17 protein-coding genes and 1 pseudogene are annotated in these 23,553 nt (G+C 63.4%); 8 read left to right on the forward strand and 10 right to left on the reverse strand.

Features of this window, described 5'->3' with window-relative positions:
• Nucleotides 1-11 precede the first annotated feature (11 nt).
• The 5 genes from ACZY1F_RS01430 to ACZY1F_RS01450 are packed head-to-tail and all read right to left on the reverse strand — an operon-like array spanning nt 12 to nt 5,173.
• The gene (locus tag ACZY1F_RS01430) at nt 12-1,271 is read right to left on the reverse strand and encodes an MFS transporter (RefSeq protein WP_463939886.1); all 1,260 of its coding nucleotides are present in this window, start codon (nt 1,269-1,271) and stop codon (nt 12-14) included.
• A 42-nt stretch (nt 1,272-1,313) separates the two neighbouring features.
• Complete coding sequence (locus ACZY1F_RS01435; RefSeq protein ID WP_463939887.1) at nt 1,314-1,973, reverse strand: Poxvirus protein I5; 660 nt, start codon at nt 1,971-1,973, stop codon at nt 1,314-1,316.
• 6 nt (nt 1,974-1,979) lie between these two features.
• Nucleotides 1,980-2,897: a carbohydrate ABC transporter permease gene (locus tag ACZY1F_RS01440; RefSeq protein ID WP_463939888.1), complete on the reverse strand. Its 918-nt coding sequence runs from the start codon at nt 2,895-2,897 to the stop codon at nt 1,980-1,982.
• Nucleotides 2,894-3,844, reverse strand: a complete 951-nt coding sequence (locus ACZY1F_RS01445) for a carbohydrate ABC transporter permease (RefSeq protein WP_463915988.1) — start codon at nt 3,842-3,844, stop codon at nt 2,894-2,896. Before ACZY1F_RS01445 ends, ACZY1F_RS01440 begins: the two co-directional genes overlap by 4 nt.
• Nucleotides 3,845-3,889: 45 nt before the next feature.
• Complete coding sequence (locus tag ACZY1F_RS01450; protein ID WP_463939889.1) at nt 3,890-5,173, reverse strand: ABC transporter substrate-binding protein; 1,284 nt, start codon at nt 5,171-5,173, stop codon at nt 3,890-3,892.
• A 179-nt stretch (nt 5,174-5,352) separates the two neighbouring features.
• Here ACZY1F_RS01450 and ACZY1F_RS01455 point away from each other — a divergent pair, with 179 nt between their 5' ends.
• Together ACZY1F_RS01455 and ACZY1F_RS01460 are read left to right on the forward strand one after the other, a co-directional pair.
• Nucleotides 5,353-7,398: a beta-galactosidase gene (locus tag ACZY1F_RS01455; protein WP_463939890.1), complete on the forward strand. Its 2,046-nt coding sequence runs from the start codon at nt 5,353-5,355 to the stop codon at nt 7,396-7,398.
• Nucleotides 7,399-7,542: 144 nt separating this feature from the next.
• Nucleotides 7,543-9,269: pseudogene (locus tag ACZY1F_RS01460) on the forward strand (HNH endonuclease signature motif containing protein); the annotation flags it as partial.
• On the opposite strand, the gene ACZY1F_RS01465 reads toward ACZY1F_RS01460, so the two are convergent.
• The 4 genes from ACZY1F_RS01465 to ACZY1F_RS01480 form a co-directional block, all read right to left on the reverse strand.
• Complete coding sequence (locus ACZY1F_RS01465; protein WP_463939891.1) at nt 9,230-9,511, reverse strand: hypothetical protein; 282 nt, start codon at nt 9,509-9,511, stop codon at nt 9,230-9,232. The pseudogene ACZY1F_RS01460 and the gene ACZY1F_RS01465 overlap by 40 nt on opposite strands.
• Before the next feature lie 506 nt (nt 9,512-10,017).
• A complete protein-coding gene (locus ACZY1F_RS01470) occupies nt 10,018-11,340 on the reverse strand; it encodes an ABC transporter substrate-binding protein (RefSeq protein ID WP_463940381.1) in 1,323 nt (440 codons plus the stop codon).
• Nucleotides 11,341-11,625: 285 nt separating this feature from the next.
• Nucleotides 11,626-12,576 carry a carbohydrate ABC transporter permease gene (locus tag ACZY1F_RS01475; protein ID WP_463939892.1) on the reverse strand — a complete coding sequence of 317 codons (951 nt, stop codon included), beginning with the start codon at nt 12,574-12,576 and terminating at the stop codon, nt 11,626-11,628.
• A complete protein-coding gene (locus tag ACZY1F_RS01480; RefSeq protein WP_463939893.1) occupies nt 12,566-13,510 on the reverse strand; it encodes a carbohydrate ABC transporter permease in 945 nt (314 codons plus the stop codon). Before ACZY1F_RS01480 ends, ACZY1F_RS01475 begins: the two co-directional genes overlap by 11 nt.
• Nucleotides 13,511-13,855: 345 nt before the next feature.
• Here ACZY1F_RS01480 and ACZY1F_RS01485 point away from each other — a divergent pair, with 345 nt between their 5' ends.
• The 6 genes from ACZY1F_RS01485 (at nt 13,856) to ACZY1F_RS01510 (ending at nt 22,036) form a co-directional block, all read left to right on the forward strand.
• Complete coding sequence (locus tag ACZY1F_RS01485) at nt 13,856-15,151, forward strand: ABC transporter substrate-binding protein (RefSeq protein WP_463939894.1); 1,296 nt, start codon at nt 13,856-13,858, stop codon at nt 15,149-15,151.
• Nucleotides 15,152-15,203: 52 nt separating this feature from the next.
• Complete coding sequence (locus tag ACZY1F_RS01490) at nt 15,204-16,373, forward strand: acetylxylan esterase (protein WP_463939895.1); 1,170 nt, start codon at nt 15,204-15,206, stop codon at nt 16,371-16,373.
• A 16-nt stretch (nt 16,374-16,389) separates the two neighbouring features.
• On the forward strand, nt 16,390-18,501 hold the full coding sequence (locus ACZY1F_RS01495; protein ID WP_463939896.1) for a DUF6807 family protein: 2,112 nt from the start codon (nt 16,390-16,392) through the stop codon (nt 18,499-18,501).
• 74 nt (nt 18,502-18,575) lie between these two features.
• The gene (locus ACZY1F_RS01500; RefSeq protein WP_463940382.1) at nt 18,576-19,658 is read left to right on the forward strand and encodes a M24 family metallopeptidase; all 1,083 of its coding nucleotides are present in this window, start codon (nt 18,576-18,578) and stop codon (nt 19,656-19,658) included.
• Between the two features lie 219 nt (nt 19,659-19,877).
• Nucleotides 19,878-20,204 (forward strand): YegP family protein, encoded by a 327-nt coding sequence (locus tag ACZY1F_RS01505; RefSeq protein WP_463939897.1) that lies wholly within the window; start codon nt 19,878-19,880, stop codon nt 20,202-20,204.
• 623 nt (nt 20,205-20,827) lie between these two features.
• Nucleotides 20,828-22,036, forward strand: coding sequence for an NAD-dependent epimerase/dehydratase family protein (locus ACZY1F_RS01510; protein WP_463939898.1), 1,209 nt, complete (start codon nt 20,828-20,830; stop codon nt 22,034-22,036).
• Here ACZY1F_RS01510 and ACZY1F_RS01515 read toward each other — a convergent pair.
• Nucleotides 22,005-23,276: an aminotransferase class V-fold PLP-dependent enzyme gene (locus ACZY1F_RS01515; RefSeq protein ID WP_463939899.1), complete on the reverse strand. Its 1,272-nt coding sequence runs from the start codon at nt 23,274-23,276 to the stop codon at nt 22,005-22,007. The two genes, ACZY1F_RS01510 and ACZY1F_RS01515, sit on opposite strands and share 32 nt — an antisense overlap.
• Between the last annotated feature and the right edge of the window lie 277 nt (nt 23,277-23,553).

Raw genomic sequence — 23,553 nt, forward strand, 5'->3', positions numbered from 1 at the left:
CACAGGGGTGGTTAGGACCGCACCCTCCGCGAATTCAACCACAACAACAATCCGACGACAGCCGCGGACAGCATGGCTAGCGCACCGGTGACAACGAGGCCTGTCCGCACGCCAAACTCCTCGGTCAGCCAGCCCGCCAGCAGGCCTCCCAAAGCGTGCCCGCCCAGCAGCAGTGGCAGGTAAAGCGCCATCACCCTCCCCCGCACTTCGGGACCCGCCTCCACCTGCACGGCCGTGGCGGCGCTCGTCAGGAACACCAAAGTCATCAGGCCCACCACGGCAAGCATCACGGTGAAAGCCACCAGGTTTGGCATCAGGGCGGCAACCAGCTGCGAAAGCCCAAAGAGTCCGGCTGCGGCCACGATTCCCTTGCGGCCCATGGTCCTCAGCCGCGCGGCGAGCAGCGCACCTGCCAAGGCGCCGACGGCACCCACGGTGTTGAACAGGCCGAACCCCGCCGCACCGTTGTGCCACACCCGCTCGGCGAAGGCAGTCAGCACCACTGGACCGTTCATGCCAAAGGCCCCCAGCAGGCCGGCAAGGACAATGATCAGGAGCAGCGATGGCCGTTCACGGACGAATCCGAATCCGGCGAGGAGCTCGCCGCGTCCCCGGGATGCAGGGGCTGTCAGGTGCAGGTGCGCCGGCCGGACGGCGGCGATCATGACCAGCACCAGCACGGAAAGCAAGGCGTTCGCAGCGAAGGCGGCGGCGGAGCCGGCATGGGCGATTACCACTCCGCCGAGGGCTGGTCCCACCATGGCGCCGAACTGGCCGATCGCGTTGTTAACACCGATCGCTGGCCTCAGCCCGGCGTCGCCCACCACTTCGTTGATGAATACCTGGCGCGCCGGACCGTCGACGGCGGACGTCACTCCCAACGCAATGCAACTTCCGTACACGGCCCACACGGTGATGTTTCCGCTGGCGTCCCACGCCGCCAATCCCAGTGCCAGCAGCGCGATCACGGATTGGCACACCATCATGACGCTGCGCTTGGGAAACATGTCCACCAGCAGGCCGCTGAGCGGACCGATGACCAGCATCGGCAGGAACTGCAGTGCCACGGCAACGCCGACGGCGGCAGGACTTCCGGTCAGCTGGAGCACAAGCCAGTCCTGCGCGAGCCTCTGCATCCACACGCCCATGCTTCCGGCGAAGGTCATGCCCATGTACAGGCGATAGTTGTGCTGCGTCAGCGGCTGGTACCAGCGGACCCGACTTTGGGAGGTGTGAAGGGATTCTGCGGACTTTGGGCTGTCGGAAGACACGTCTGGCTCAGCTCGATAGTAAAGGTCAAATGCAAAAACTTGCTAGGCGCGGTTGGACCGTATCTTGACGGCGGCGGAGGCCAGGATCAGCATGCCGGGCACCACCACAAACAGGGCCACGAGCATCCAGACAAACACCACGGACGCGAACAGAGCCGCGGCCAGGAGCACCGAGCCTGTCCAGTCGCGCAGCGAGAGGGCTTTGGCAGTGCCAAGGGCCGCGGACCAGGTCGCCGGCGTGGAGGGTTGTTCGCCGGCAACGTTGGTCCAGTCAACGTAGGTCCAGTCAACGTTGGACCAGGCAGCAGCTGTGCGCAGCAGCAGGACCGCTCCGGCCGCGGCCAGGATCAGCGTGGCCGGAAGGACCACGGCACTGCCCGGCAGCTGACCCACTGTTGCGAGCAGCAGGTTAAGGACAATCACGACGGCGGCTGCCGCCGTCGTGATTCCCAGCTTCCAACTGCCCGGCAGGGCGGACCGGAACGTGCCCCAGAGGCCGCGCAGGGAATCGTCGCGGCCGGCGAGGTGCCGCTCCAGGTGGGCGATCCCGGCCGCGTACGCGGCGGGGATGGTGACCAGCGGAATGGACAGCACCAGCACCAGCAGCCCGGCCAGGAGGGTCTCGGAAAACAGGGCGAAGCGGTTTACCGGGATGGGTTCTTCGCGGCCAGATGCGGGTGTGGTGCTGTCCATGATGCTCATTTTCCGTTAGCCCTTCAGGCCCTGGGTGGAGACGCCTTCAACAATGTAGCGCTGGAATACCAGGAAGAAGATCAGCACCGGCAGCAGGGCCAGGACGGACATGGCGATCATTGCTCCGTAGTCCGAGCTCTGGGTCTGGTCCACAAAGAGGCGCAGGGCCAGCGGCAGCGGGTACTTTTCGGGGGTGTTCAGGTACAGCAGCGGGCCCAGGAAGTCGTTCCAGCTCCAGATGAAGGAGAAGATCGAGGTGGAGATCAGGGCCGGTTTCATCAGCGGCAGCATGATGGAGCAGAAGATCCGCACGTGGCCTGCGCCGTCGATGCGCGCCGCCTCGTCCAGTTCGGCCGGAAGGTTGCGCATGAACTGGACCATCAGGAACACGAAGAACGCGTCAGCGGCGAGGAACTTGCCGATCAGCAGCGGAATGTAGGTGTCCACCAGACCGAGCTGCTGGAAGATGATGTACTGCGGGATGATCACCACGTGGAAAGGCAGCAGCAGGGTGGCGATCATCATGCCGAAGAGCACGCTCCGGCCCGGGAACTTGATCCGGGCGAAGGCGTAGGCCGAGACGCTGGCGGACAGGATGGTGCCCACCACCGCGCCGATGGCCAGCACCAGGGAGTTGGTGAAGAACTGCAGGGTGGACACCCCACCGATTCCGTCCATGGCCGTGACGAAGTTGTCGATGCTGAAGTTGTTCGACCAGAGCGACGTGTTGGCACCGCCGATTTCGGCATTGGGCTTGAAGGCCGAGGCCACCATCCACAGAGCCGGGTAGAGAACCACGGCGGTCAGCGCGAGGGCGACGAGGTGGAAGATGCCGCTCTTGACCCGTTTTGCCACAACGGACTCGGATTTCGGGTTGTAGTCCGGCACCTCTAGGACCGGTGCCTGCTGCTTGGGAGTTGCCATGGTTGTCATTTCGAATCACCGCTGTAGTGGACCCAGGACTTGGAGGTTTTGAAGAAGATGAGGGTGATGATGCCCACGACGATCAGCAGGAGCCAGGCCATTGCCGAGGCGTAGCCCATGCGGAAGTCGCTGAAGCCGCGCAGGTACAAGTAGAGGGTGTAGAAGAGGGTGGAGCCGGCCGGGCCGCCTTCGCCGTTGGAGATGATATAGGCGGACGCGAAGATCTGGAACGCGTGGATGGTTTCCATCAGCAGGTTGAAGAAGATCACCGGGGAGAGCATGGGCCAGGTGATGTTCAAGAACTTCCGAACCGGACCGGCGCCGTCCATTGACGCCGCTTCGTAGAGATCGGCCGGGACCTGTTTGAGGCCGGCCAGGAAGATGACCATGGGGGCGCCGAACTGCCAGACGGTCAGCAGGATCATCATGGGCATGGTCATGGAGGGGTTGCCTACCCAGCCGCCCAGGTTGATGCCGAAGAAGGAAAGGCCCTGGTCCACCGGGCCGGCGTCGCCGAACATGGCCTTCCAGACGATAGCGACTGAGACGCTGGCACCGATCAGGGAGGGAGCGTAGAAGGCTGAACGGTAGAAGCCCTGCCCGCGGCGCTTGCTGTTCAGGAGCATGGCCACCGCCAGTGCCGCCGCCAGCTTAAGCGGGGTGCCGAAGACCACGTAGCTGAGGGTCACACCCACCGACTGCAGGAACCGCTCGTCCTGGAAGAGGGTGGTGTAGTTGTCCAGCCCGATCCACTTGGGCGGTTCGAAGAGGTTGTAGTTGGTGAAGGACAGGTACAGCGAGGAGATCATCGGGCCCACGGTCAGGGCGACGAATCCAAGCAACCAGGGCAGCAGGAAGGTGTAGCCGGCGCGGGCATCCGCCCCGCTCCGCTTTGACTTGCGCGGAGCGGGAGCGGACTGCGTCGAACGCCTGCTCAGGGTTGGGCTTTGAGTCACGAGTTCAATCCGTCAGTTGGGAACGTCGGGCAGACAATAAACTGCTCAGGCGTTCTGCTTGATGAGGTCTTCGGCTTCTTTGAACCATGCGTCCGCGGCACCGTCAATGGTCAGCTTTTTGTAGTTCAGGTCCGAGGCTACGCGCTTGAACGAGGCTTCCAGCGTGCCGAAACCAACAATGGGCGGCTCCGGAGCATCCTTGAGGTACTGCTCGATGGACTTCTCGTAGTCAACAACCAGCTTGTCGGTCCCCTCGAACGTGGTGCCATCACGCTGGGTCTTGGAAGCGGGAACGCCGCGGGAGGTCTTGAAGATCTGGCCCACCTCGGGGTCGTTGACCATGAAGTCGATGAAACGGGCAGCAGCATCCTTGTTCTTGGTCTTGGCGCTGGCCACCATCAGCATGGACGGCTTGAGGAAGAGGCCCAGGTTGTCCTTGTCGTCCGACGGAACCGGAACAAGCTTGAGCTCCTTGGCGCCGCTGTCCCCGAGGTAGCCGGCCATGAAGTTGTCCCAGGTAACCTCAGTGGCGGTCACGTTTGAGCCGAACGGCGACTTGGGTGCGAGCTGGGTGACACGCTCTTCCGACACGATGGCGGGGGTGCCGCGCAGGTCACCGGTGAGGTCCCACCACTTCTTGAGGTCATCCTTGGTGAAGCCGAGCTTGCCGTCCGCGGTGAAGGCTTCAATGTTGTTCTGCCGGAGCCAGATGTTGAACATCCACCACACCCCGGTGTAGTCCGTGGACCCAAAGAGTGCGCCGTTGCCCTTGGATCCCACTTCAATCAGGAAGGCATTGAACTCCTTGTAGTTCCACGTGCCGTCCGGCTCGGCGATGCCCAGCGAAGCGAGCTTGGCGGGATCGTAATAGACGGCGAACGCGTTTGTGCTGGTGGGGATGCCGTAGGTCTTGCCCTTGATCTGTCCGGAGGGCAGCAGCGACTTGTCGAAGGCGTCCGTGTTGATCTTCACGGTGCCCAGGTCCAGAAGCTGGTTGCGCTGGCCGTAATCCCGCATGTAGGACAGGTCCCACTGCATAACGTCCGGAAGGCCGCCGCCGGCAGCTTCCGTGGCTCGCTTCTGCCAGTAGCCGGCGAAGTCGGTGAAGTTGCCGTTGACCTTGATGTCCTTGTTCTTGCCCTCGAACAGGGCAATCGCCTTACGGGTACGCTCGGCGCGGTCGTCGTTGCCCCACCAGGTGTAGTTGATGGTGACCGGGTTTTCCGCCGAGCCCGTCTGGCTGGGGGCTGGCGAGCCGCAGGCCGCCAGTGCAGCCGCGGATGCGGTGCCGATGGCTACGGTGGTGAGGAAATTCCTTCGGTTGATCATGAGAGCCTCCTTGCTCGATTTGTGCAGGCCCACGGCTTTTTTGTTTACAACGTGAGTTGTGAGCTGGCTTACACACTTTCTGAAACGATACAATATCGGTATTTCCCGGTTTGGGCAAGCGTTTTCCCAAACATCAGGTTTCAGGTACGTTTAGTCCATCCCGTAGACGAAGGAGTCCCATGAGCGTGCAGCATAATTCCGGCCCGGCTAACGTCTGGAGCAACGTGGAAGGGATCGCGTATGGCGGCGATTACAACCCCGAGCAGTGGCCGGCCGACGTCCGGCTGCAAGACCTGGAACTCATGAAGGAAGCCGGCGTCAGCTTCTTGAGCGTGGGGATTTTTTCCTGGGCTCTGCTGGAACCGGCGGAGGGCCAATACGACTTCGGCTGGCTGGATGAGGTGCTGGACAACCTCGCCGCCAACGGAATCAAGGTGGCCCTGGCCACGGCAACCGCTGCTCCCCCGGCCTGGCTGGTGCGCAGGTACCCGGAAATCCTGCCGGTCACGGCTGACGGAACCGTGCTGGGACCGGGCTCCCGGCGGCACTACACACCGTCGTCGGCCGTTTACCGCCGGTATGCCCCCGGCATCACCCGCGTCATCGCTGAGCGGTACAAGGACCACCCTGCGCTGGCGTTGTGGCATGTGGACAACGAGCTCGGCTGCCACGTCTCCGAGTTCTACGGCGCGGAGGACGCCGCGGCCTTCCGCACCTGGCTGGAACGCCGGTACGGCAGCATTGAGGCGCTGAACGCGGCCTGGGGCACGGCTTTCTGGTCCCAAAGCTACGGTTCCTTCGAGGAAATTCTGCCGCCCGGCATCGCGCCTTCAACACTGAATCCCGGCCAGCAGCTGGACTTCCAGCGGTTCAATTCGTGGGTGCTGATGGACTACTACCGCGATCTGGTGGCCGTCCTGCGCGAGGTCACCCCGGGGGTCCCCTGCACCACCAACCTGATGGCCTCCAGCGCCACCAAGTCGATGGACTACTTCGAGTGGGCCAAGGACCTGGATGTCATCGCCAACGACCACTACCTCGTGGCTGCCGATCCCGAGCGTCAGATCGAACTCGCGTTCAGTGCCGATCTGACCCGGGGAATTGCGGGCGGCGACCCGTGGATCCTGATGGAACATTCGACGTCGGCCGTTAACTGGCAGCCGCGCAACCAGCCCAAGATGCCCGGCGAGATGCTGCGCAACTCGCTGGCTCACGTGGCCCGTGGCGCGGACGCCGTGATGTTTTTCCAGTGGCGGCAGAGCTTTGCCGGGTCCGAGAAATTCCACTCGGCCATGGTCCCGCACGGCGGGCGTGATACGCGCGTGTGGCGCGAGGTGGTGGAGCTCGGGGCCGCCCTGAAGCGGCTCGAGCCGGTGCGCGGTTCGCGGGTGGAATCCCGCGTGGCGATCGTGTTCGACTATGAGGCCTGGTGGGCCAGCGAAATCGACTCCAAGCCGAGCCAGGACGTGAAGTATCTGGACGTGCTTCGGGCATTCCACCGGTCGCTGTTCCTGCGCGGGATCGCAGTGGATGTGGTCCATCCTTCCGCTTCGCTGGAGGGCTACGACCTGGTCCTGGTGTGCACACTCTATTCGGTGACGGACGCGGCCGCTGCCAACGTCGCCGCTGCCGCGCGGGCCGGAGCCACCGTGCTGGTGACGTATTTCAGCGGAATTGTGGACGAGCAGGACCACGTCCGGCTGGGCGGCTACCCCGGCGCTTTCCGGGAGTTGTTGGGGATCCGGGTGGAGGAATTCCATCCGGTGCTTGCCGGCGGGCAGGTGAAGTTGAGCGACGGCGGGGTGTCGTCCGTGTGGAGCGAGCACGTCCACCTCGACGGGGCCGAAGCGGTGCAGACGTTCACCGAGTATCCCCTGGAGGGCGTGCCGTCCCTGACACGGCATGCGGTTAGTGCCGATGTGGGCGCTAGTGCCGGTGCCGGCGCCGGTGCCGCCTGGTACCTCGCCACGTTCCCGGACCGCGACGGCATTGAAGCGGTCGTGGACCGGCTGCTGGCCGAATCCGGCGTCGCTCCCGTTGCCGCAGCCGATCGCGGCGTGGAACTCGTGCGTCGACGATCTGACGACGGCGGCCGCTTCCTGTTCGCGATCAACCACTCACGCTCGGCCGCCGAAGTGACAGCTGCCGGCGTTGACCTGCTGACCGGCGCGCCGTTCACCGGGACGGTTGAGGCCGGCGGGGTTGCAGTGATCGCGGAGGACTGACGCTGTTTTGGTGGTCCCGGATCCCGGTTTTCCCGCGCCTGGACCACCTTTTCGCTGAATGTCGTACCCCCACGGCAGAGTATTCCTATGGAGGCTTTGACGGAGCGGCTTACGGGGAACGGCTTCGATTCCGCCGCGCCTGGGCCGGTGAGCCTGGCGGCGGCGATCGCGATGGTCCGCACCGCAGTTGCTGCCGCTCCGGACCAACTGGCCATGGCTGACTACGTGGACGCAGCAGACTTCGCCGCCCATGCCGAAGAGCTCTCCCGCTCCGTGGAGTACCTCCAGATCCTCTCCGCCGGGGCCGTGGATCGCACCCGAACCCAAGCCATCATTAACACCGCGACCACACGGGCCACCACGTCATGGACCACCGGCTGGGACAATGGCATCGAAACCGTGAACGAAACCGACATGGCCTGGCCAGCGTGCTCCACCGCCAGTTCTGTTCCACGATCCCCCGCGGACGACGGCTGCAAGAACACCGCCGAGTTCCTGCGCCTGCGGCTCAGGATCGGGCTCGGCGAAGCCAGACGCCGTCTCCACCTGGCTCACGCCATCCTGCCCGAAACCACCCTCACTGGTGACTCCATACGTCCGGCACTGGAACACCTCGCCGCGGCCTTCTCCCCCAAAACCACGACAGAACCCGGTACCGACGCCGGCAACCCAGCCGAGTTCCCGGCAGGTTCCGGGCCCGTGGTCTCGTCCCGGACCGGGACCATCATCAGCGCCACCTTGGACCGCCTCAAGCACCACACCACCCCAGAGAACCTGGACCGGATCGAACACGACCTCGCCCTCACCGCCGCCACCGCGGATCCTGACTTCCTCACCCGCGTCGCCCGCCGCTGGGCCGAGACCATCGACGCCGACGGCACCGAGCCCACCGAAGAAGCCCTCCGCCACACCCAAGGCGCGTTCATCCGTAAACCCCGCCATGGCCTGCACCATCTGGAAATCTTCGCCACCACGGACCAATACGAACACTTCGCCACCGTCATGAACGCCGCCACCAACCCCCGTACCCACCACCCTGGCGACACCCCAGCCGCCAACACCGGCCGGGACTCGGACCAAGGTACCGGCGTGTGGCAGGAGAACGACGTTGACCTGGACCGACGCACCCGCAACCAGAAACAACTCGACGGTATTATCAGCGCTTTCAAAGCGGCCCTCACCACGAACAAACTGCCCACCGCCGGCGGAAACCGCCCCCAAATCATCGCCACTATCAACTACCAAGACCTTCTCCGCCATTTTCCCGCACCGGGCCACGGGGCAGGCGCAGCCACAGCCACAGCCACCAAGGCGGGTAGTGGGGCTGGGCATCTACCTGGGACTGAACCCGGGAATGGATCTGGCACCGAGAGCGGGAATCTGCTTGGGACGCCCCCCCAGCAGTACCGCTTCGGAAACCAGTGCAGGTTCGGGCAACTACATCTTAACCGGACCCGTCGCAGCCACCACCCTCCGTAAACTCGCCCTGCGACGCCGACATCATCCCCGTCCTTCTAGGCACCCACGGCGAAATCCTGGACCAAGGCCGCAAAACCCGGCTCTTCACCCCCGCCCAACGCCTCGCCCTCACCGCCCGAGACCAAGGCTGCACCTTCCCCAACTGCACCATCCCAGCCCCCTGGTGCGAAGCCCACCACATCACCTACTGGTCACACCACGGCCCTACCAACGTCAACAACGGAGCCCTGCTCTGCTCCCATCACCACCACCTCATCCACAAAGAACAATGGACCATCCAAACCCGCCACGGCACCCCCTGGTTCACACCCCCACGCCACATCGACCCCACCCAAAAACCCCAACAAAACCACTACTTCAAACCACCACCCCCACCACCCCAACGCGAATAGACGACACCCCAGCGCGAAACGGCAGATACGGCAGCCACGGCCGCGAGAACCTCAGAATTTCGGATGACGCAGGACCTCCAGCCGCCCGCCGGCAACGTGGTGCCCGCCCGTTCTCCCAGGGCACCGTCGGCTGTAAGGCCCAGCACCTCGATCAGGACATCTTCTTCGCGGTGCACCTCTGTGACATTGACGGAGCGTGCCGATCCGTCAACGACGCCTGCCGGGAAGCCATCGAGGGTCACTCTCCATCTGCAGACCGTGGGGTCATTAGATTCCCAACTAACTTTGACTTCGCTGATCCCGCCTACCGTGGAGAGAACCTCTACCTGTATGTTCAAGGGCGCGGCCAGGCGCTGATGCAGGGGCGCTGTGCTGATGCGAACTGGTGTCTCCAACGTATCGGGGCCTCCAGCCATCCCGGTCACCCGCAGAATCATCACCCCTCAAACTCGGCCCGGTACGTGTGCTTGAGGACAGGATCGGTAGTGGTCCGGTCGTAGCTTCCGTCACCGTCCAAGTCCCATTCGTACTTCACAACAACGCCCAAGGACTCCCTTCATGTTCTGCCCTATGAATTGAAGTGCTCCTAGTGGACCACGAGGACCCGAACCCGCCCAGGACTCATGGCTGCCGGTAAGCCCGGACCCAGGACACGGGCCTAAAACACCACAGTCCCGGCCGGAACCAAAGGTTCCAGCCGGGACTGTGGTTACCACTCGCCGTCGTACGCTGCCTGCGAGAGCGGGACTTAGCTGATCGCGGACTTCATTTCGTCGTGAGCCTTCTTGCCGGCCTCGTCAGTGGACAGGCGGTTGAAGAGGACCTCGGAGGTGTAGCGCTTGACGATTTCCTGGATGGCGCCAGCGCCCTTCGGCGGCGGGGCCGGAGCGTCGCCTAGCTCATCCTTGATCTGGTCGATGAACGTGACCACCTTGATATCAGCGGGCGTCAGCTTTGGCGCAATGGCTGCGCGGACTTCGGAGTTGGGGTAGACGCCGCGGTCTGCAAGCAAGGCCTCTCCCGCCTTGGTGTTGTTGGCCAGGAAGTTGATGAACTTGGCCGTTTCCACAGGGTGCTTGGTGCGTGAGGAGGCCGACCAGAACTGGGATGCCTTGTACCAGAGCTTGGCGTCGGCAGCCTTGCCTGTGGTGGACGGGAAGCGCAGGATCTGCAGGTCGCTTCCGGAAGCCTTCTCCAGCGCCGGCAACTGGTTGGACCACCAGAAGGCGAGCCCGTTCTTGCCCGTGGCCAGGCCACTCTGGTCAAGCGGTGCGGCCTCAGCTTCCACAACTTCCGATGCAGACGGCACAGCCTTCTTCTCGCTGAGCTGCTTCAGGAAAGCCCACCAGTCGGCGATGTCGGAGGGCTCGAAGCCCAGCTTGCCGTCAGAGGTGTACAGGGACTTGCCGTTCTGCCGGAGCCAGACTCCCAGCGAGGCCTCGTCCGTGCCGTAGGCAGCAGAGCCGTACGTACCCTTCGGGGACTTCTCGGTGAGTTCGGCGGAGATGCGCCCGAAGTCTTCCCAGGTCCAGGTCTTGTCGTCGGGAAGTTCAACGCCTGCAGCCTTGAAGACCGCCGGGTTGGCCAGGATGGTGGCCGCGTTGATGCCGGCGGCGATGCCGGTCAGTCCGTCTTCGCTCTTGCCGGCGTTGAGGGCTGCTTCGTCCAGCTTTGACGTGTCGATCTCGTACTTGGAGAGGTCCAGCAATGCACCGCGGGTTGAGTACTCGGTGATGTATTTTTCGTCCATCTGGATGATGTCCGGGGCGTCGTTGGCGGCGACCTGGGTGGCCAGCTTGTCCCAGTATCCGCTCCAGTCGCCATACTCCGGCTTGATTTTGATGTTGGGATTCTCGGCCTCGAAGGCGGCGATCGCGGACTGCGTCAGCTGGGCGCGTTTGTCGCTGCCCCACCAGGAGAAGCGCAGCTCTACGGGTCCGCCATCGCTTTGCGGGGAGGCGCCTCCGCCGCAGGCACTGAGGGCAAGCACGACGGCGGCTGCCGCGGCAACCACGCCCGTCTTGCGGAAACGGCGCGATGTGCCGGCGGATGGCGTCTCTGCCTTGCGGATCTTGGCATCTGACTCAGTGCGGTGAAAAAGCGCCACTGGGTACTCCGATCTTCATTGATCTGGCTATTGGGGAAAGTAAACGAGAAAGCGTTTTCTTAAGCCTCATACTACAAGTAGATGACTTGTATTACAAGATGTCTTTTTGGCCGGTTCCCAGGTGTTGCGCCAGGAGCCAACGGGCCCGGCCCACGGCGGACGTTCGATGCGACCCGGCATGGTGGGATACGCCAAATGGCCCGCCCCTGCGGGACGGGCCACTGGCTGGAGCAAGGTGTTTCGCTGGATCTACTTGATGCCTGTGGTGGCGATGCCCTTGATGAGGAACCGCTGGCCGAAGAGGAACACCAGGAACACCGGCAGGAGGGACACGATGGACATCGCGAAGAGCGATCCCCAACTGGTGGCTGACTGCGAATCCACGAAGGCGCGCAGCGCAACGGGAACGGTGAACATGTCCGGATCCGTCAGGTAGATGAGGGCCCCGAAGAAGTCGTTCCACGTCCAGATGAAGGTGAAGATGGTGGTGGTGGCCAGGGCCGGCACCATCAGGGGCAGGATGACCCGCAGGAAAATGCGCGGGTGGCCGGCGCCGTCGATCCTGGCCGCTTCATCCAGGTCTTTCGGGATGCCGCGGATGAACTGGACCATCAGGAACACGAAGAACGCATCGGTGGCCAGCAGCTTGGGCACAATGAGCGGCCAGAAGGTGTTTACCCAGCCAATCTGCGAGAACAGGATGTACTGCGGCACGATCACCACGTGGAACGGGAGCATGATGGTCAGCAGCATGATGCCGAAGAACAGCTTCTTGCCCGTGAACTGGAGCCGCGCGAAGGCGTAGGCGGCCATGGAGCAGGAGACCAGGTTTCCCAGGATGGAGCCGATCACCACGATGGCCGAGTTGAGCATGTAGTGCCCGAACGGGTGCGTCAGCGCAGACCAGCCGTCCGTGTAGTTGCTCATCTCCAGGCTGTTGAGCCACAGGCCCGGCTCGCGGAAGATCAGCTCATTGGCCCGGAGTGAAGAGACCACCATCCACAGCAGCGGGTAGATCATGAGGCCGCCGGCGAGGATCAGGATGGCGTGTTTGACCAGTGCCCTGGTGCGGGCAGCCCTGCTGAAAGCGAGGGTACCGCGGGACTCGCGGCGCTTCGCGGCCTTGCGGTGGTTCGTTGGCTTACCGGCGCCGGCGGTGTTTTTGTCCGGGGCGGGCAGCGTCTCAAGCTTAGTCGTCATAGAAAACCCAATACTTTGCAGCGATGAAGTTGATGGCGGTGAACACACCGATGATGACCAGCAGGAACCACGCCATTGCGGAGGCGTAGCCCATGTCGAACTGGCCAAAGCCCTTCTGGTACAGGTACAGCGTGAAGAACATCGTGGAGTCCGAAGGGCCGCCATTGCCGCCGGAAACGATGAACGCCTGCGTGAAGGACTGGAAGGATCCAATGATCTGGAGCACCAGGTTGAAGAAGATGATGGGGCTGAGCATGGGAAGCGTGATCCGCCAGAACTGCTGGAGCGTGCTGGCGCCGTCCACCCTCGCCGCCTCGTAGTACATCACCGGAATCTGGCGGAGGCCGGCCAGGAAGATGATCATGGGGGCGCCGAACGTCCAGACGTGCAGCAGGACGATGGAGCCCAGCGCGGTGCTCGGATCGGAAATCCAGCCCGGACCCTGGATGCCAAACATGGCCAGGGCCTGGTTGACCAGGCCGGTGGTGCCGAAGATCTGCTTCCACAGGATGGCAACAGCCACGGAGCCGCCCAGCAGGGACGGTAGGTAGAAGACGGAGCGGTAGAACGGCAGTCCGCGCAGGCCCTTGTCCAGCACCAGTGCGATCAGCAGCGCAACACCGAGCTGCAGCGGGACGCCTACAAAGACGTAGGTGAACGTTACGCCCAGCGAGTTGTGCAGGCGGGCGTCGCCGAACATCCGGATGAAGTTGTCCAGCCCCACCCATTCCGGCGGCTGGAGCAGGTTGTAGTCGGTGAAGGACAGGTACAGGGACATCAGCATCGGACCGACGGTGATGGCAACAAGGCCCACCAGCCACGGCAGCAAGAAGATGTAGGCTGCCTTGTTGTCCCGGCCGTTGGCTTTTTTCTCTGCTGCCGTCATGGGGCCCTTGCGGCGCTTGAGGGTGCTCAGTTCGCTGATGGCACTCATTGCGGCAACTCCGTTTCACGCAGCAGACCCGCTGCAGCCGGCATTCCTGCCGGGCACGGCGTCCTGGGTATATGTCTAGCGGCCATGTGGCCTCCTTTGGTCATCGTGGCCCTCCACGTCTGGGTTGATCGCACTGGGCGATCCATATCTGCACCGTCTCCGGCGGCGGACTCACTTCGTGTGCAGCTGTCCGGATCCGGCCTCCGTCACGCGGGACGTTGAAAGCGGCTCCGTACCAAAGTAAACGGTTTCTTGACTCCTGTATAGCCCTTTGTTAGTTTTTGAGAAAGCGTTTTCTGTCCTCGGATAACACTATCGGTACTTCAACACCTGAGGGGCACAACAATGAAGTTCGGTCTCAACAAGTCTTCACTGCGCATCGCCGGCGCATCGGCGGCACTGGCCTTGGTTCTCACGGGCTGCGGCGCAGGCCAGCAAACAGCCAAAGTGGGGACGGTAGAGGATCCGGTCACCCTCAGATTCGCCTGGTGGGGAAATGACTCACGCGCCAAGACAACGCTGGAAGTCATCAAGGATTTTGAAGCCGCCAATCCCACCATCAAGGTCCAGGGCGAGAACACCGAGTTCAGCTCATACTGGGACAAGATGGCCACCCAGATCGCAGGCGGCACTACTCCGGATGTTATCGCCATGAGCGGTTCCTACCCCAGCGAATACTCCAGCCGCGGCGTCCTGATGGACCTGGACAAGGTCAAGGACCAGCTGGACACGTCCAAGTTCGCCGACGGAACCGTGGATCTAGGCAAGATCGACGGCACGCAGTACACCATCACCGCCGGAGTGAACTCCATGTCCATGGTCATTGATCCCGTGGTCTTCGAAAAAGCCGGCGTGAAACTCCCTGACGATGAAACCTGGACCTGGGACGACTTTGCGGACATCGCCGCGGAAATCTCGAAGAAGTCCCCGCAGGGAACTTTCGGCACCACCCCCATGGCCAATGACTCTTTCCTGGCTGTCTGGGCCCGCCAGAACGGCGAGGACCTGTACACCGACGACGGCAAGAAGTTGGGCATCAGCGAGGACACCCTGGCCCGCTGGTTCGAGCTGAACAAAAAGCTGATGGAATCCGGCGGAGCGCCCTCGGCGTCGCAGACCGTTGAGGACGGTTCCGCCCAGCCGGAACTGACCCTGATGGGCCAAGGCAAGCAGGCAATGAAGATTTCCTGGAGCAACCAGATGACGTCCTACTCCGGCTCCCCGCTGGTCATGATGAAACTGCCGGGCGAGAGCAAGGAGCCGGGCGCCTGGCTGCGCTCCTCCATGGAGTACGCCATCTCAGCCAAGTCGGCCAACCCCAAGGAAGCCGCCCTCTTCATCAACTACTTGGTGAACAACATGGACGCGGCCAAGAAAATCAAGAGTGACCGCGGCATGCCTGCCAACACGGAACTGAAGGCGGGGATCACCCCTCTCCTGAAGGACACACAGCAGAAGGAAGCCGCCTACCTGGACAGGATCGCCGAGCTCAAGATCGAAGCGCCCAAGCCTTTCCCCGCCGGATCATCCGCCACGCTGGAGGTCTTGAACCGATACAACACGGATGTCCTCTTCGGGAAGATCTCGCCGCGGGACGCTGCCAAGGGTATGACTTCCGAGGTCAACCAGAACCTGGGCTGACCCGCAGCCATCCCGGACCTCCAGACCATCCCTCCAAACAACAGGCAGGCCAGTGAGTACAGCAAAGCAGCCCACGCGGCCCAGCGCCATCGCCGGGTATGAAGACTGGCCTGCCTACGTTCGAGACCGGCCGCGGTACCAGGCAACCACCCCGGCAGCGCAGGAACTCTCGGACGCCCTGGGCGTTCCGGCAGTTGTTCCCCCGGCGGACGTCACCGTCCATTGGGAAGAAACGCACGACGGCGTCACCACCTCCCAGCTCAGCTGGCAGTTGGGCTTCGGCCCCCGCACCACCGGCTGGCTGCTGCGGCCGGCCGGCAGTTCCGGGCAGCTGCCCGGCGTGCTCGCCCTGCACTGCCACGGGGGAAACAAGTTCGGCGGAGCGGACCGGCTGGTCACGCTTCCTGAGCCCCATCCTTCCGCGGCGCAAGCCCGTGCCGGGCACTACGGAGGGCGCGCCCTGGCAACGGAGGTCGCCCGCCAGGGCTTCGCCGTCCTGGCCCACGACTCCTTTGCGTGGGGCAGCCGGCGCTTCGATCTCTCCACCCCGCCGTGGCGGACGGAATCCGCACTGGAGGCGAGGAAGTCGCAATGGCGGGAGGCCGGCATCGTGCCTTCCGACGCCGAACTGTACAACGCCGCCGCGGGAATCCATGAGGACACCGTGGCCAAGGCCGCGGGCCTGCTGGGCACCAGCCTGGCGGGGATGGTGGCCCATGATGACGTGGCCGCACTTGAGATCCTTGCCGGTCTGCCCGGGGTGGATGCGGAGCGGTTGGGTTGCATCGGGTTCTCCGGTGGCGGCGGGCGGGCGCTGGCACTGTCAGTCGTTAGCCCGCAGATCCGGAACTACGTGGTCACCTGCATGATGACCACGTTCCAGTCACTGCTGCCCGCCTACCTGGATGCCCATTCCTGGCTGCTCCAGACCCCAGGCCTCTGGAAGCTGGGCGACTGGCCGGAACTGACCGGCCGATCCGGCGCCAAAGGATTCCTGGTGCAGTACGCGCTGGCCGATGAACTGTTCCCGGAAGAAGGGATGCGCGAGGCCCACGGGATCCTGGAGTCCCTGCACCCGGCCACTTCCTACACCGGGAGTTTCTGGCCCGGCGGGCACGTCTTCACCGCCGAGATGCAGAATGAAGCCATCAGCTACCTGTCCAGGACCCTGGGCACAGCGGGACCCGCTCCCCACAACCTTTTGCCCCTGCCAACCCCTTAGCCACCGAGGACCCCAGATGATTCAGCAATCCGCACCCGCCAGCTCTGCAACGGCGGGTGACGTTCCCGCCCCGGCAGTCCTCCCGCGCGTAGCCCTGGTGGGTGTGCACGGCTTTGGCGAACGGCACCTGGCCAACCTCGCCAGGCTCGAGGAGGCCGGGGCCCTGCACCTCGTGGCGGTGGCCGACCCCAACCCGCCGGAAACGGGCGCGCTCGGCGAGTCCGTGGCGGTCTTCAACACCCTGGACCAGCTGCTGGCAGCCGGGCCGGCCCCGGACGTGGTCATCCTGGCCACGCCCATCCAGACGCACGCGCCGCTGGCCCTTGCGGCGCTGGCGGCCGGTGCCGACGTGTACACAGAGAAGCCTCCTGTGGCCTCCATGGCCCAGTTCCAGGACGTGCTGGCCACTGCCGAATCCGCCGGCCGGCTTGTCCAGGTGGGCTTCCAGAGCCTGGGCTCGCTGGCCCTGCCGGAAATCCGGAACACCGTAGCGGCCGGTGGCATTGGAGACGTGCTGGGACTCAGCGCCACCGGCATGTGGCTCCGGACCAGGGGCTACTTCAAGCGCTCCCGGTGGGCCGGCAAACGCAGCCTGGACGGCATCGACGTTGTGGACGGCGTGGCCACCAATGCCTTGGCGCACGCCGTGGCCACCGCCCTGAACATGGCCGGCGCCCACACGGTGGCCGACGTCGCCTCCGTGGAGACGGATCTTTACCGCGCCCACGGCACCCAGAGCGATGACACGTCGGTGATCCGGGTTCGCACCGCTGCCGGGACCACCCTGTTGTGCGCGCTCACACTGTGCGCCCCCGAACAGCAGCGGCCCTCCGTCACGGTCCACGGGACGAAAGGGGACATCACGTTCTTCTACACCGAGGACGAACTCGTCACCACCACGGCGGACGGCGAGCGCCGGGAGACGTTCGGCCGGACCGACCTGCTGGAGAACCTGCTCGCTTGCCGGGCAGCCGGCACTCAACTGCCCGGCACTCCCTTGCTCAGTTCATTGGCGGATGCCGGCGCTTTTATGTGTGTGCTGGAAGCGATCCGCACCGCCCCCTCGCCCCGCGAAATCGACGCCGGCCATGTCAGCTGGGAGGGCGACGGCGATGATGCGCACCCGGTGGTGCACGGCATCGCCGCGCTGATCGAACGCGCCACCAAGGCGCAGGCCACCTTTGCCGAGCTCGGTGTCCCCTGGGCCCGCGACCTGCCGCCCGTCCGGACCTTCGACCTTGCCGGACATCCCGTGGCGGGCTACCAGGACGGCAGCCGCATCCGCGCCGCGTCTTCTCCCCGCCCGTACCTGCACCCCGTCCGCACCCTGGCCGGGACCGTTGTGACGGACCACCAGCCGCTGGACCACGTGTGGCACCTGGGAGTGGGGGTGGCGCTCCAGGATGTGGACGGTGTCAACTTCTGGGGCGGGCGCACCTACACCAGGGCCGCTGGCGCGTATGTCTGGCGCCCGGACCACGGCAGCATCGTCCGGACCGGCGAACCGACTTTCGGCGAAGCGTCGGAACAGGGGGGCGGGCTGACCGAGCACCTGTCCTGGAACGGGCCCGACGGCGCTCCCATCCTGACCGAGCAGCGCACCTGGACGTGGGCCGCCGTCGGACCTTCCGCCTGGCGCCTCACGCTCGACTTTGCGCTCTCCCCCGCCGGCAACCAGCCCGTGAGCCTGGGCAGCCCGGGTTCCAACGGCCGCATTGGCGGCGGCTACGGCGGGTTCTTCTGGCGCCTTCCCGAATGCTCGGAGGCGAGCGTGTGGACGCCTTCGGGGGCAGGTGAGTCCGCCGTGCACGGGAGCGTCACGCCGTGGCTCGCCTGGTCGGGCGGGTTCACGGCGGGAATGTTCGACGGCGGCACCCACCAAAGCGGGGCCCGACCAGACGGCGGCGCCGCCACGCTGGTGTTCATGGCCGCGGCGGAGTCAATGGACCCGTGGTTCGTCCGGGCAGACGGATATCCGGGAGTTGGCCAGTCGCTGGCTTGGGATGCGCCGGTCATCGCCGAACCCGGCATTCCGGTGCGCCGCAGCGTGACCGTGTTTATCGCTGACGGGATTTTGGGCACGGAAGACATCGAGACATTGATCAGTACACAGGGGGACAACTCATGAGCCCGGCAACCACGGCCGCTGCACCGCCGTCGCAGCTGACTGAAGCCGCGACTTCCGCGGACCGGGGCCAGCGTATGCCGCCCGCCTCGACCGCGGACCGTGCCATCAAGCGGCGCCGCGTCCTGGACATTCTCGATGCCAAGGGGCAGGACTCGTTGCTGCTGACCAGCCACACGGCGCTGGCCTGGTACCTGGACGGCAGCCGCATCCACATCAGCCTGGCCGGCGACCCCATAGCGGCGCTGCTGGTGGACCGTGACGGCGACCACCTGGTGGCGTTCAACAACGAAGCCGGCCGGATTGCGGCCGAAGAGCTCCCCGCCGGGGTCGTCCTCCACACCGTGCCCTGGTACGGGAACCTGCACGAGGCAGCCGCCGCCGTCGGACATTCATCCGGAGGGGACGCCGGCACCCCGCTGGCCGAGGCCTCTGTGGCCACCGAGTTGAGGGCTGCGCGGCAGCAGCTGCTGCCCGGTGAGAGCACCCGCTACGCCCACCTCAGCGCGGAGCTGGCCGGTATCATGACCGACGTGCTGTCCACCGCCCGGCCGGAAACCACCGAGTTCGAACTGGTGTCCGCCCTGGCCGCCCGCGTGGTTGGAGCGGGCGCGGAGCCGCTGGTACTCCTGTGCAACGGCAGCTCCCGCAGCGACTTCCGCCACCCACTGGCCACGCATGCGCCCCTGGGCCGCCGCGCGATGACCGTAGTCTGCGCCCGCCGGGATGGATTGGTTGCCAACATCACCCGCTGGATAAGGTTCGACGCCGGTACCCCCGAGGAGCTCGACGCCGAGGCCCGGATTGCGGCCGTTGAGGCGGACATCTTCGACGCAACGGTCCCCGGCGCCCGGCTGGACCGCGTTTTCGGCGAGATCAAAGCGGCTTACGTCCGCCACCGTTTCGGCGCGGAGCAGTGGGAGCAGCACCATCAGGGCGGACCGGCGGGCTATGCGGGACGGGATCCGCGCGTTACCGCCACAGCCACCGACGCCGTGGTGCTCAACCAGCCGTTCACCTGGAACCCGTCGGGACCGGGAGTGAAGATCGAGGATACGGTCCAGCTCACCGAGTCCGGCATAAAGGTCCTGACCGTGGATGACCGCTGGCCCGCTACTACGGTGAACGGCCTCAAACGGCCGGTCACGCTGCAGCTGTAGGCCCGGCCGGGGCCCGCGCAAGGAGTCTAGTGGTGAAGGAGTTGCCTGTTGGGTCTTGTGGGCACAGGCTGTCTTGAGCGAGACTCATTGAGCACGCAATGAACTCATCATTTGGATTGCAGGACAAAACCAGCGGGAAGGGGACGCAAGGGCGCGTCCGTTTCTGCTCCGTGGCAACGACGCCGCGGGGCCAGATCCCGCAGACCGGGAGGATTTGCTATGGCCGGAATGTTCGAACTGTTCGTTGACGCGGAGTCGTATTTCAGGTTCCGTCTGACTGCACCGGATGGCACCGTGATGGCAGTCTCCAAGGCTTTTGACAACAAGACCGCAGCTGTTGCCGGTATCGCCGCCGTTCGTGAGTACGCCGGCATGGGACTGATTGCCGATGTTTCCCCGACGGAGAGGCGTGCCACGCCGCCGGAGGCACGTGATACCACTGTTCAGGTTCGTGAAGTCCGGCGCATTCCGACGGCCGATCTTCACGGACGTTCCAGGGAAATCCACCGGGTCACCAGCGAACGTCGATGGGCCGGCGCAGTTTAACGGTCTCGACTCCGACAACCCGGCCCAGGCCATACGCGAAGACCGGATTCATTCGTTCGCCGACTACCGACTTCGGCTCGTTTGGGGGTTGCCTGCGCGTATCCGCAAATTGTTGGGGGCAGATGGATCGAGCGCCTACCGGGGTGGGACCTGACTATCAGCGCACTCATTGCCGTCTTGATGGTGCCGACCGGCGCCTTAGAGATCCGTCGCCAGCGGCCTCTTATCGGCTGAAAACCAACCGGAATGTGTGTCTGGCTGAAAAGTGTCCCGCAAAACCGATTCGGCTTACGGACACCAGGGGCGACATTTAGCGCTGCGAAAATACCGCCACTTATCGCTGCGATTCACAGGCTGAAGGCGAACCTGAGATGACAATGCATGATGGCGCGAAGGAGCAATTGCATGAGCACATCGTGAGGCGGTACCTCGATCGCGTCTCCTGATTTCAATGGAATCGAAGCTGCTCTGCTAATCAACGCCAAGGATGCCTTGGACGTCACAGTGAATGTGCACTATTCGTGAGTCTCGTCGCCGCATTGACTTTTACCAGTGCTTGTTCTAGATTCACAAAACATGCCAGGCATTTCGTGCATTTAAAAATTCTTACATGGGCTGGAACTATGAATGAGTTGAACGGCAATACCGTCATGATTCTCGGCGGCGACGGATACCTGGGCTGGACGCTGGGACTGGCTATGGCCAACCGGACCAGCCGGCAGGTCGTCTTGGTTGATAACCTCGTCAAGCGCCGTTGGGAAAAAGAGGCAGGGGCCAAGGTCCTGGTGCCTCTACAGAGCCCCAAGCGCCGCGTCGCCGAATACGAGCGGATCTTCGGTAAACAGAACCTGTCGTTTGAGAAGGTCGAACTCCTGGACTCAAAGGCTGTTGAGAAGGTCATTGCCAAGTATCGGCCGACCGTCGTAATTAACGCGGCCCAGCAGCCCTCCGCGCCGTTTTCCATGAGCAGCGCCAAGAACGCCGCCGCTACGTTCTCAAATAATATTGCCGGCCACCTCAACGTGCTGTGGGCCATCGCCACCCTGAGTAAAGCTACGAGATACATCAAGGTTGGCTCCGGCGGCTGCTACATGGCTACCGACACCGACTATGTCCCGCTTGGTAAGAACGACTTTACGTTTGAGCATCGCGGCAAGCAGCACAAGGTCCTGCAGAGCTTCATTCCCATGCAGGCCACCGACTTCTACCATCAGTCAAAGATTACCGACTTCCTGATCGATGACCTCTGCTCCAAAATGTGGGGACTAAAGGTCATTACCGTCCAGCAGGCCACCATCTTTGGCGCGACTATTCCGGAAAACCATTCGAAGGAGTGCGGCGGTCTTGCGGCCCGGTTTAATTACGACGCTGTCTTCGGCACGGTCTTCAACCGCTTCATCTGCCAGATGGTCATCGGCCACCCTCTCACAGTCTATGGTGACGGCACCCAGAAGACCGGCCTGATCAGCCTGACTGATACGGCCGAAAACTTCCTCAAGTTAGCAGACCTCGACGTCAAGCCCGGTGAGCATATGATTGTGCATAATTACACCCATCGCTTGAGCATCAGCGAAATCGCCCAAAGGCTCGCAGATATCAATCCCTCGACCAAGATCAATTACCTCAAGAACCCCCGCCAGGAGCCGACCGGCAAGCTGGAGCCTCAGATGGAAATACATGAGGCCATCAAGGCCACCAACACCGACAAGGAAGCCCGGCTTCAGGCAGAAATGGCCAACATGCTGGAGTTTGCTAGCCGCTACAGGGACGACATTGATCCTTCCATCATCTTGCCCGAGGTCAAATGGTCGGTAGGGGATAAGAAAGCCTAAGCCCGTTCGCCCCAACCCGGCCCTCTGCCGGCTCTGGCTTTCCCCGAGCGGCTCCGCGAACGCAGTTTCTGCCACCGTTTAGGAATTCTCGCATATGCCGGGCCAGGACTTCGATATCCTCCAGTTTGGATTCATGAATGAATGAAACCCGGGTCACGTCCTGAACAGCCTTGATATAGACGCCCCGTTCCATCAAAAAGTTGACTAGTGCGGACGGATCAGCGGTGCGCATGGAGACGATGTTGCTCTGGCGTGCACCGTAATCGATAAAATCAATCTTGTGTTCTCGCAGGATAGCCTTTGTCCCCGCCAGGATCGCAAGGTTTTTCTGTTCGATAGCGTCCATGCCAATGGTATTGATTTCCCGGAGCGCCGCGTGCAGCGCCGCCAGTCCCGTAATGTTCTGGGTACCATCTTGGAAGCGGGCTGCCGTATTTTTAAGGACGTAGGAATCCTCGTCGAAATGCTCCATGCTGCGGATGCCAACCCTGCTGTCACGCAGGGCGGGCATGACGCTCCGGCTGACGTACATGAAGCCGATGCCCATGCCGGCACGTAGATACTTCTGGCCACCGCACACGAGTATGTCTACCGGCGTCTTGGCCACATCGATCGTACGTGCCCCGATGTGCTGGACAGCATCGATCACCAGGAAGATGCCCAGGTCACGGCACCGTCCCGAGAGTAAGGCTAGGTTCGGCATAAATCCGTCGTAGCGTTGGGCTGAGGACATACTTATGGCTTTGGTCTGGGGGCCGATGCTCTCGAGCAAACGCCGGAACGCGGCTTCACTGTCGCGGCCCGTTATTACCTTGACCGTCACGCCATCATGGCGCTTACGCAACCAGGGCAGCAGGTTGGCCGGATATTCATTTCCGAGTACCAGCACCTCGTCGCCGCACCGCAGCGGCAGCGCCTCGCTCGCTATGATGATGCCCTCGGTCGTATTTTTCAGATAAGTGATTTCCTCGGACGCGCAATTGATTAGCCGGGCAGCTTCGGCGGCCATGTCATCTGCCAACAAGTCGTAACGATGAAGCACTTCCGGCGGCCCATACTGATAAAAATCATCCATGAAGGTGCGGGCGGCTTCATAAGCGGTCCGGCTCATGGGCGCGACGGTAGCGTAATTAAAGAAGCTCTTTTCGGACAAGGGCTTCATACCGCTGCGGATCCCGACGCGGAATGCGTCCGCCTTGATTTCCGGCGCCGTGGCAGCGCGGGCAGTACTACGCGGCATAGCTGCCTCCAAGGGATATCATCAGCACCGCGGCATGCAGGAGGGTCAGGATTCTCCGCCAGCGCTTTCCGGTGGCGTCAAAGAACACCGGTGCTTGGCCGAGTGTCTGAGGAGGGGCTAGGTTCGTCATTATTTCCTCGCGAGGGAACCGCGCCTGCAGGTGTCATTACAGGGCAAGGAAGGTGACAGCCGCTCGAAGGGTCAGATCGGGTCTGATCTGCTCCCACCTTGTGCCCCAGGGCCCAACCGATCCCCAGAGTGTCACCTTGTTCAACGA

The sequence above is a fragment of the Pseudarthrobacter xylosi genome (assembly GCF_055412765.1).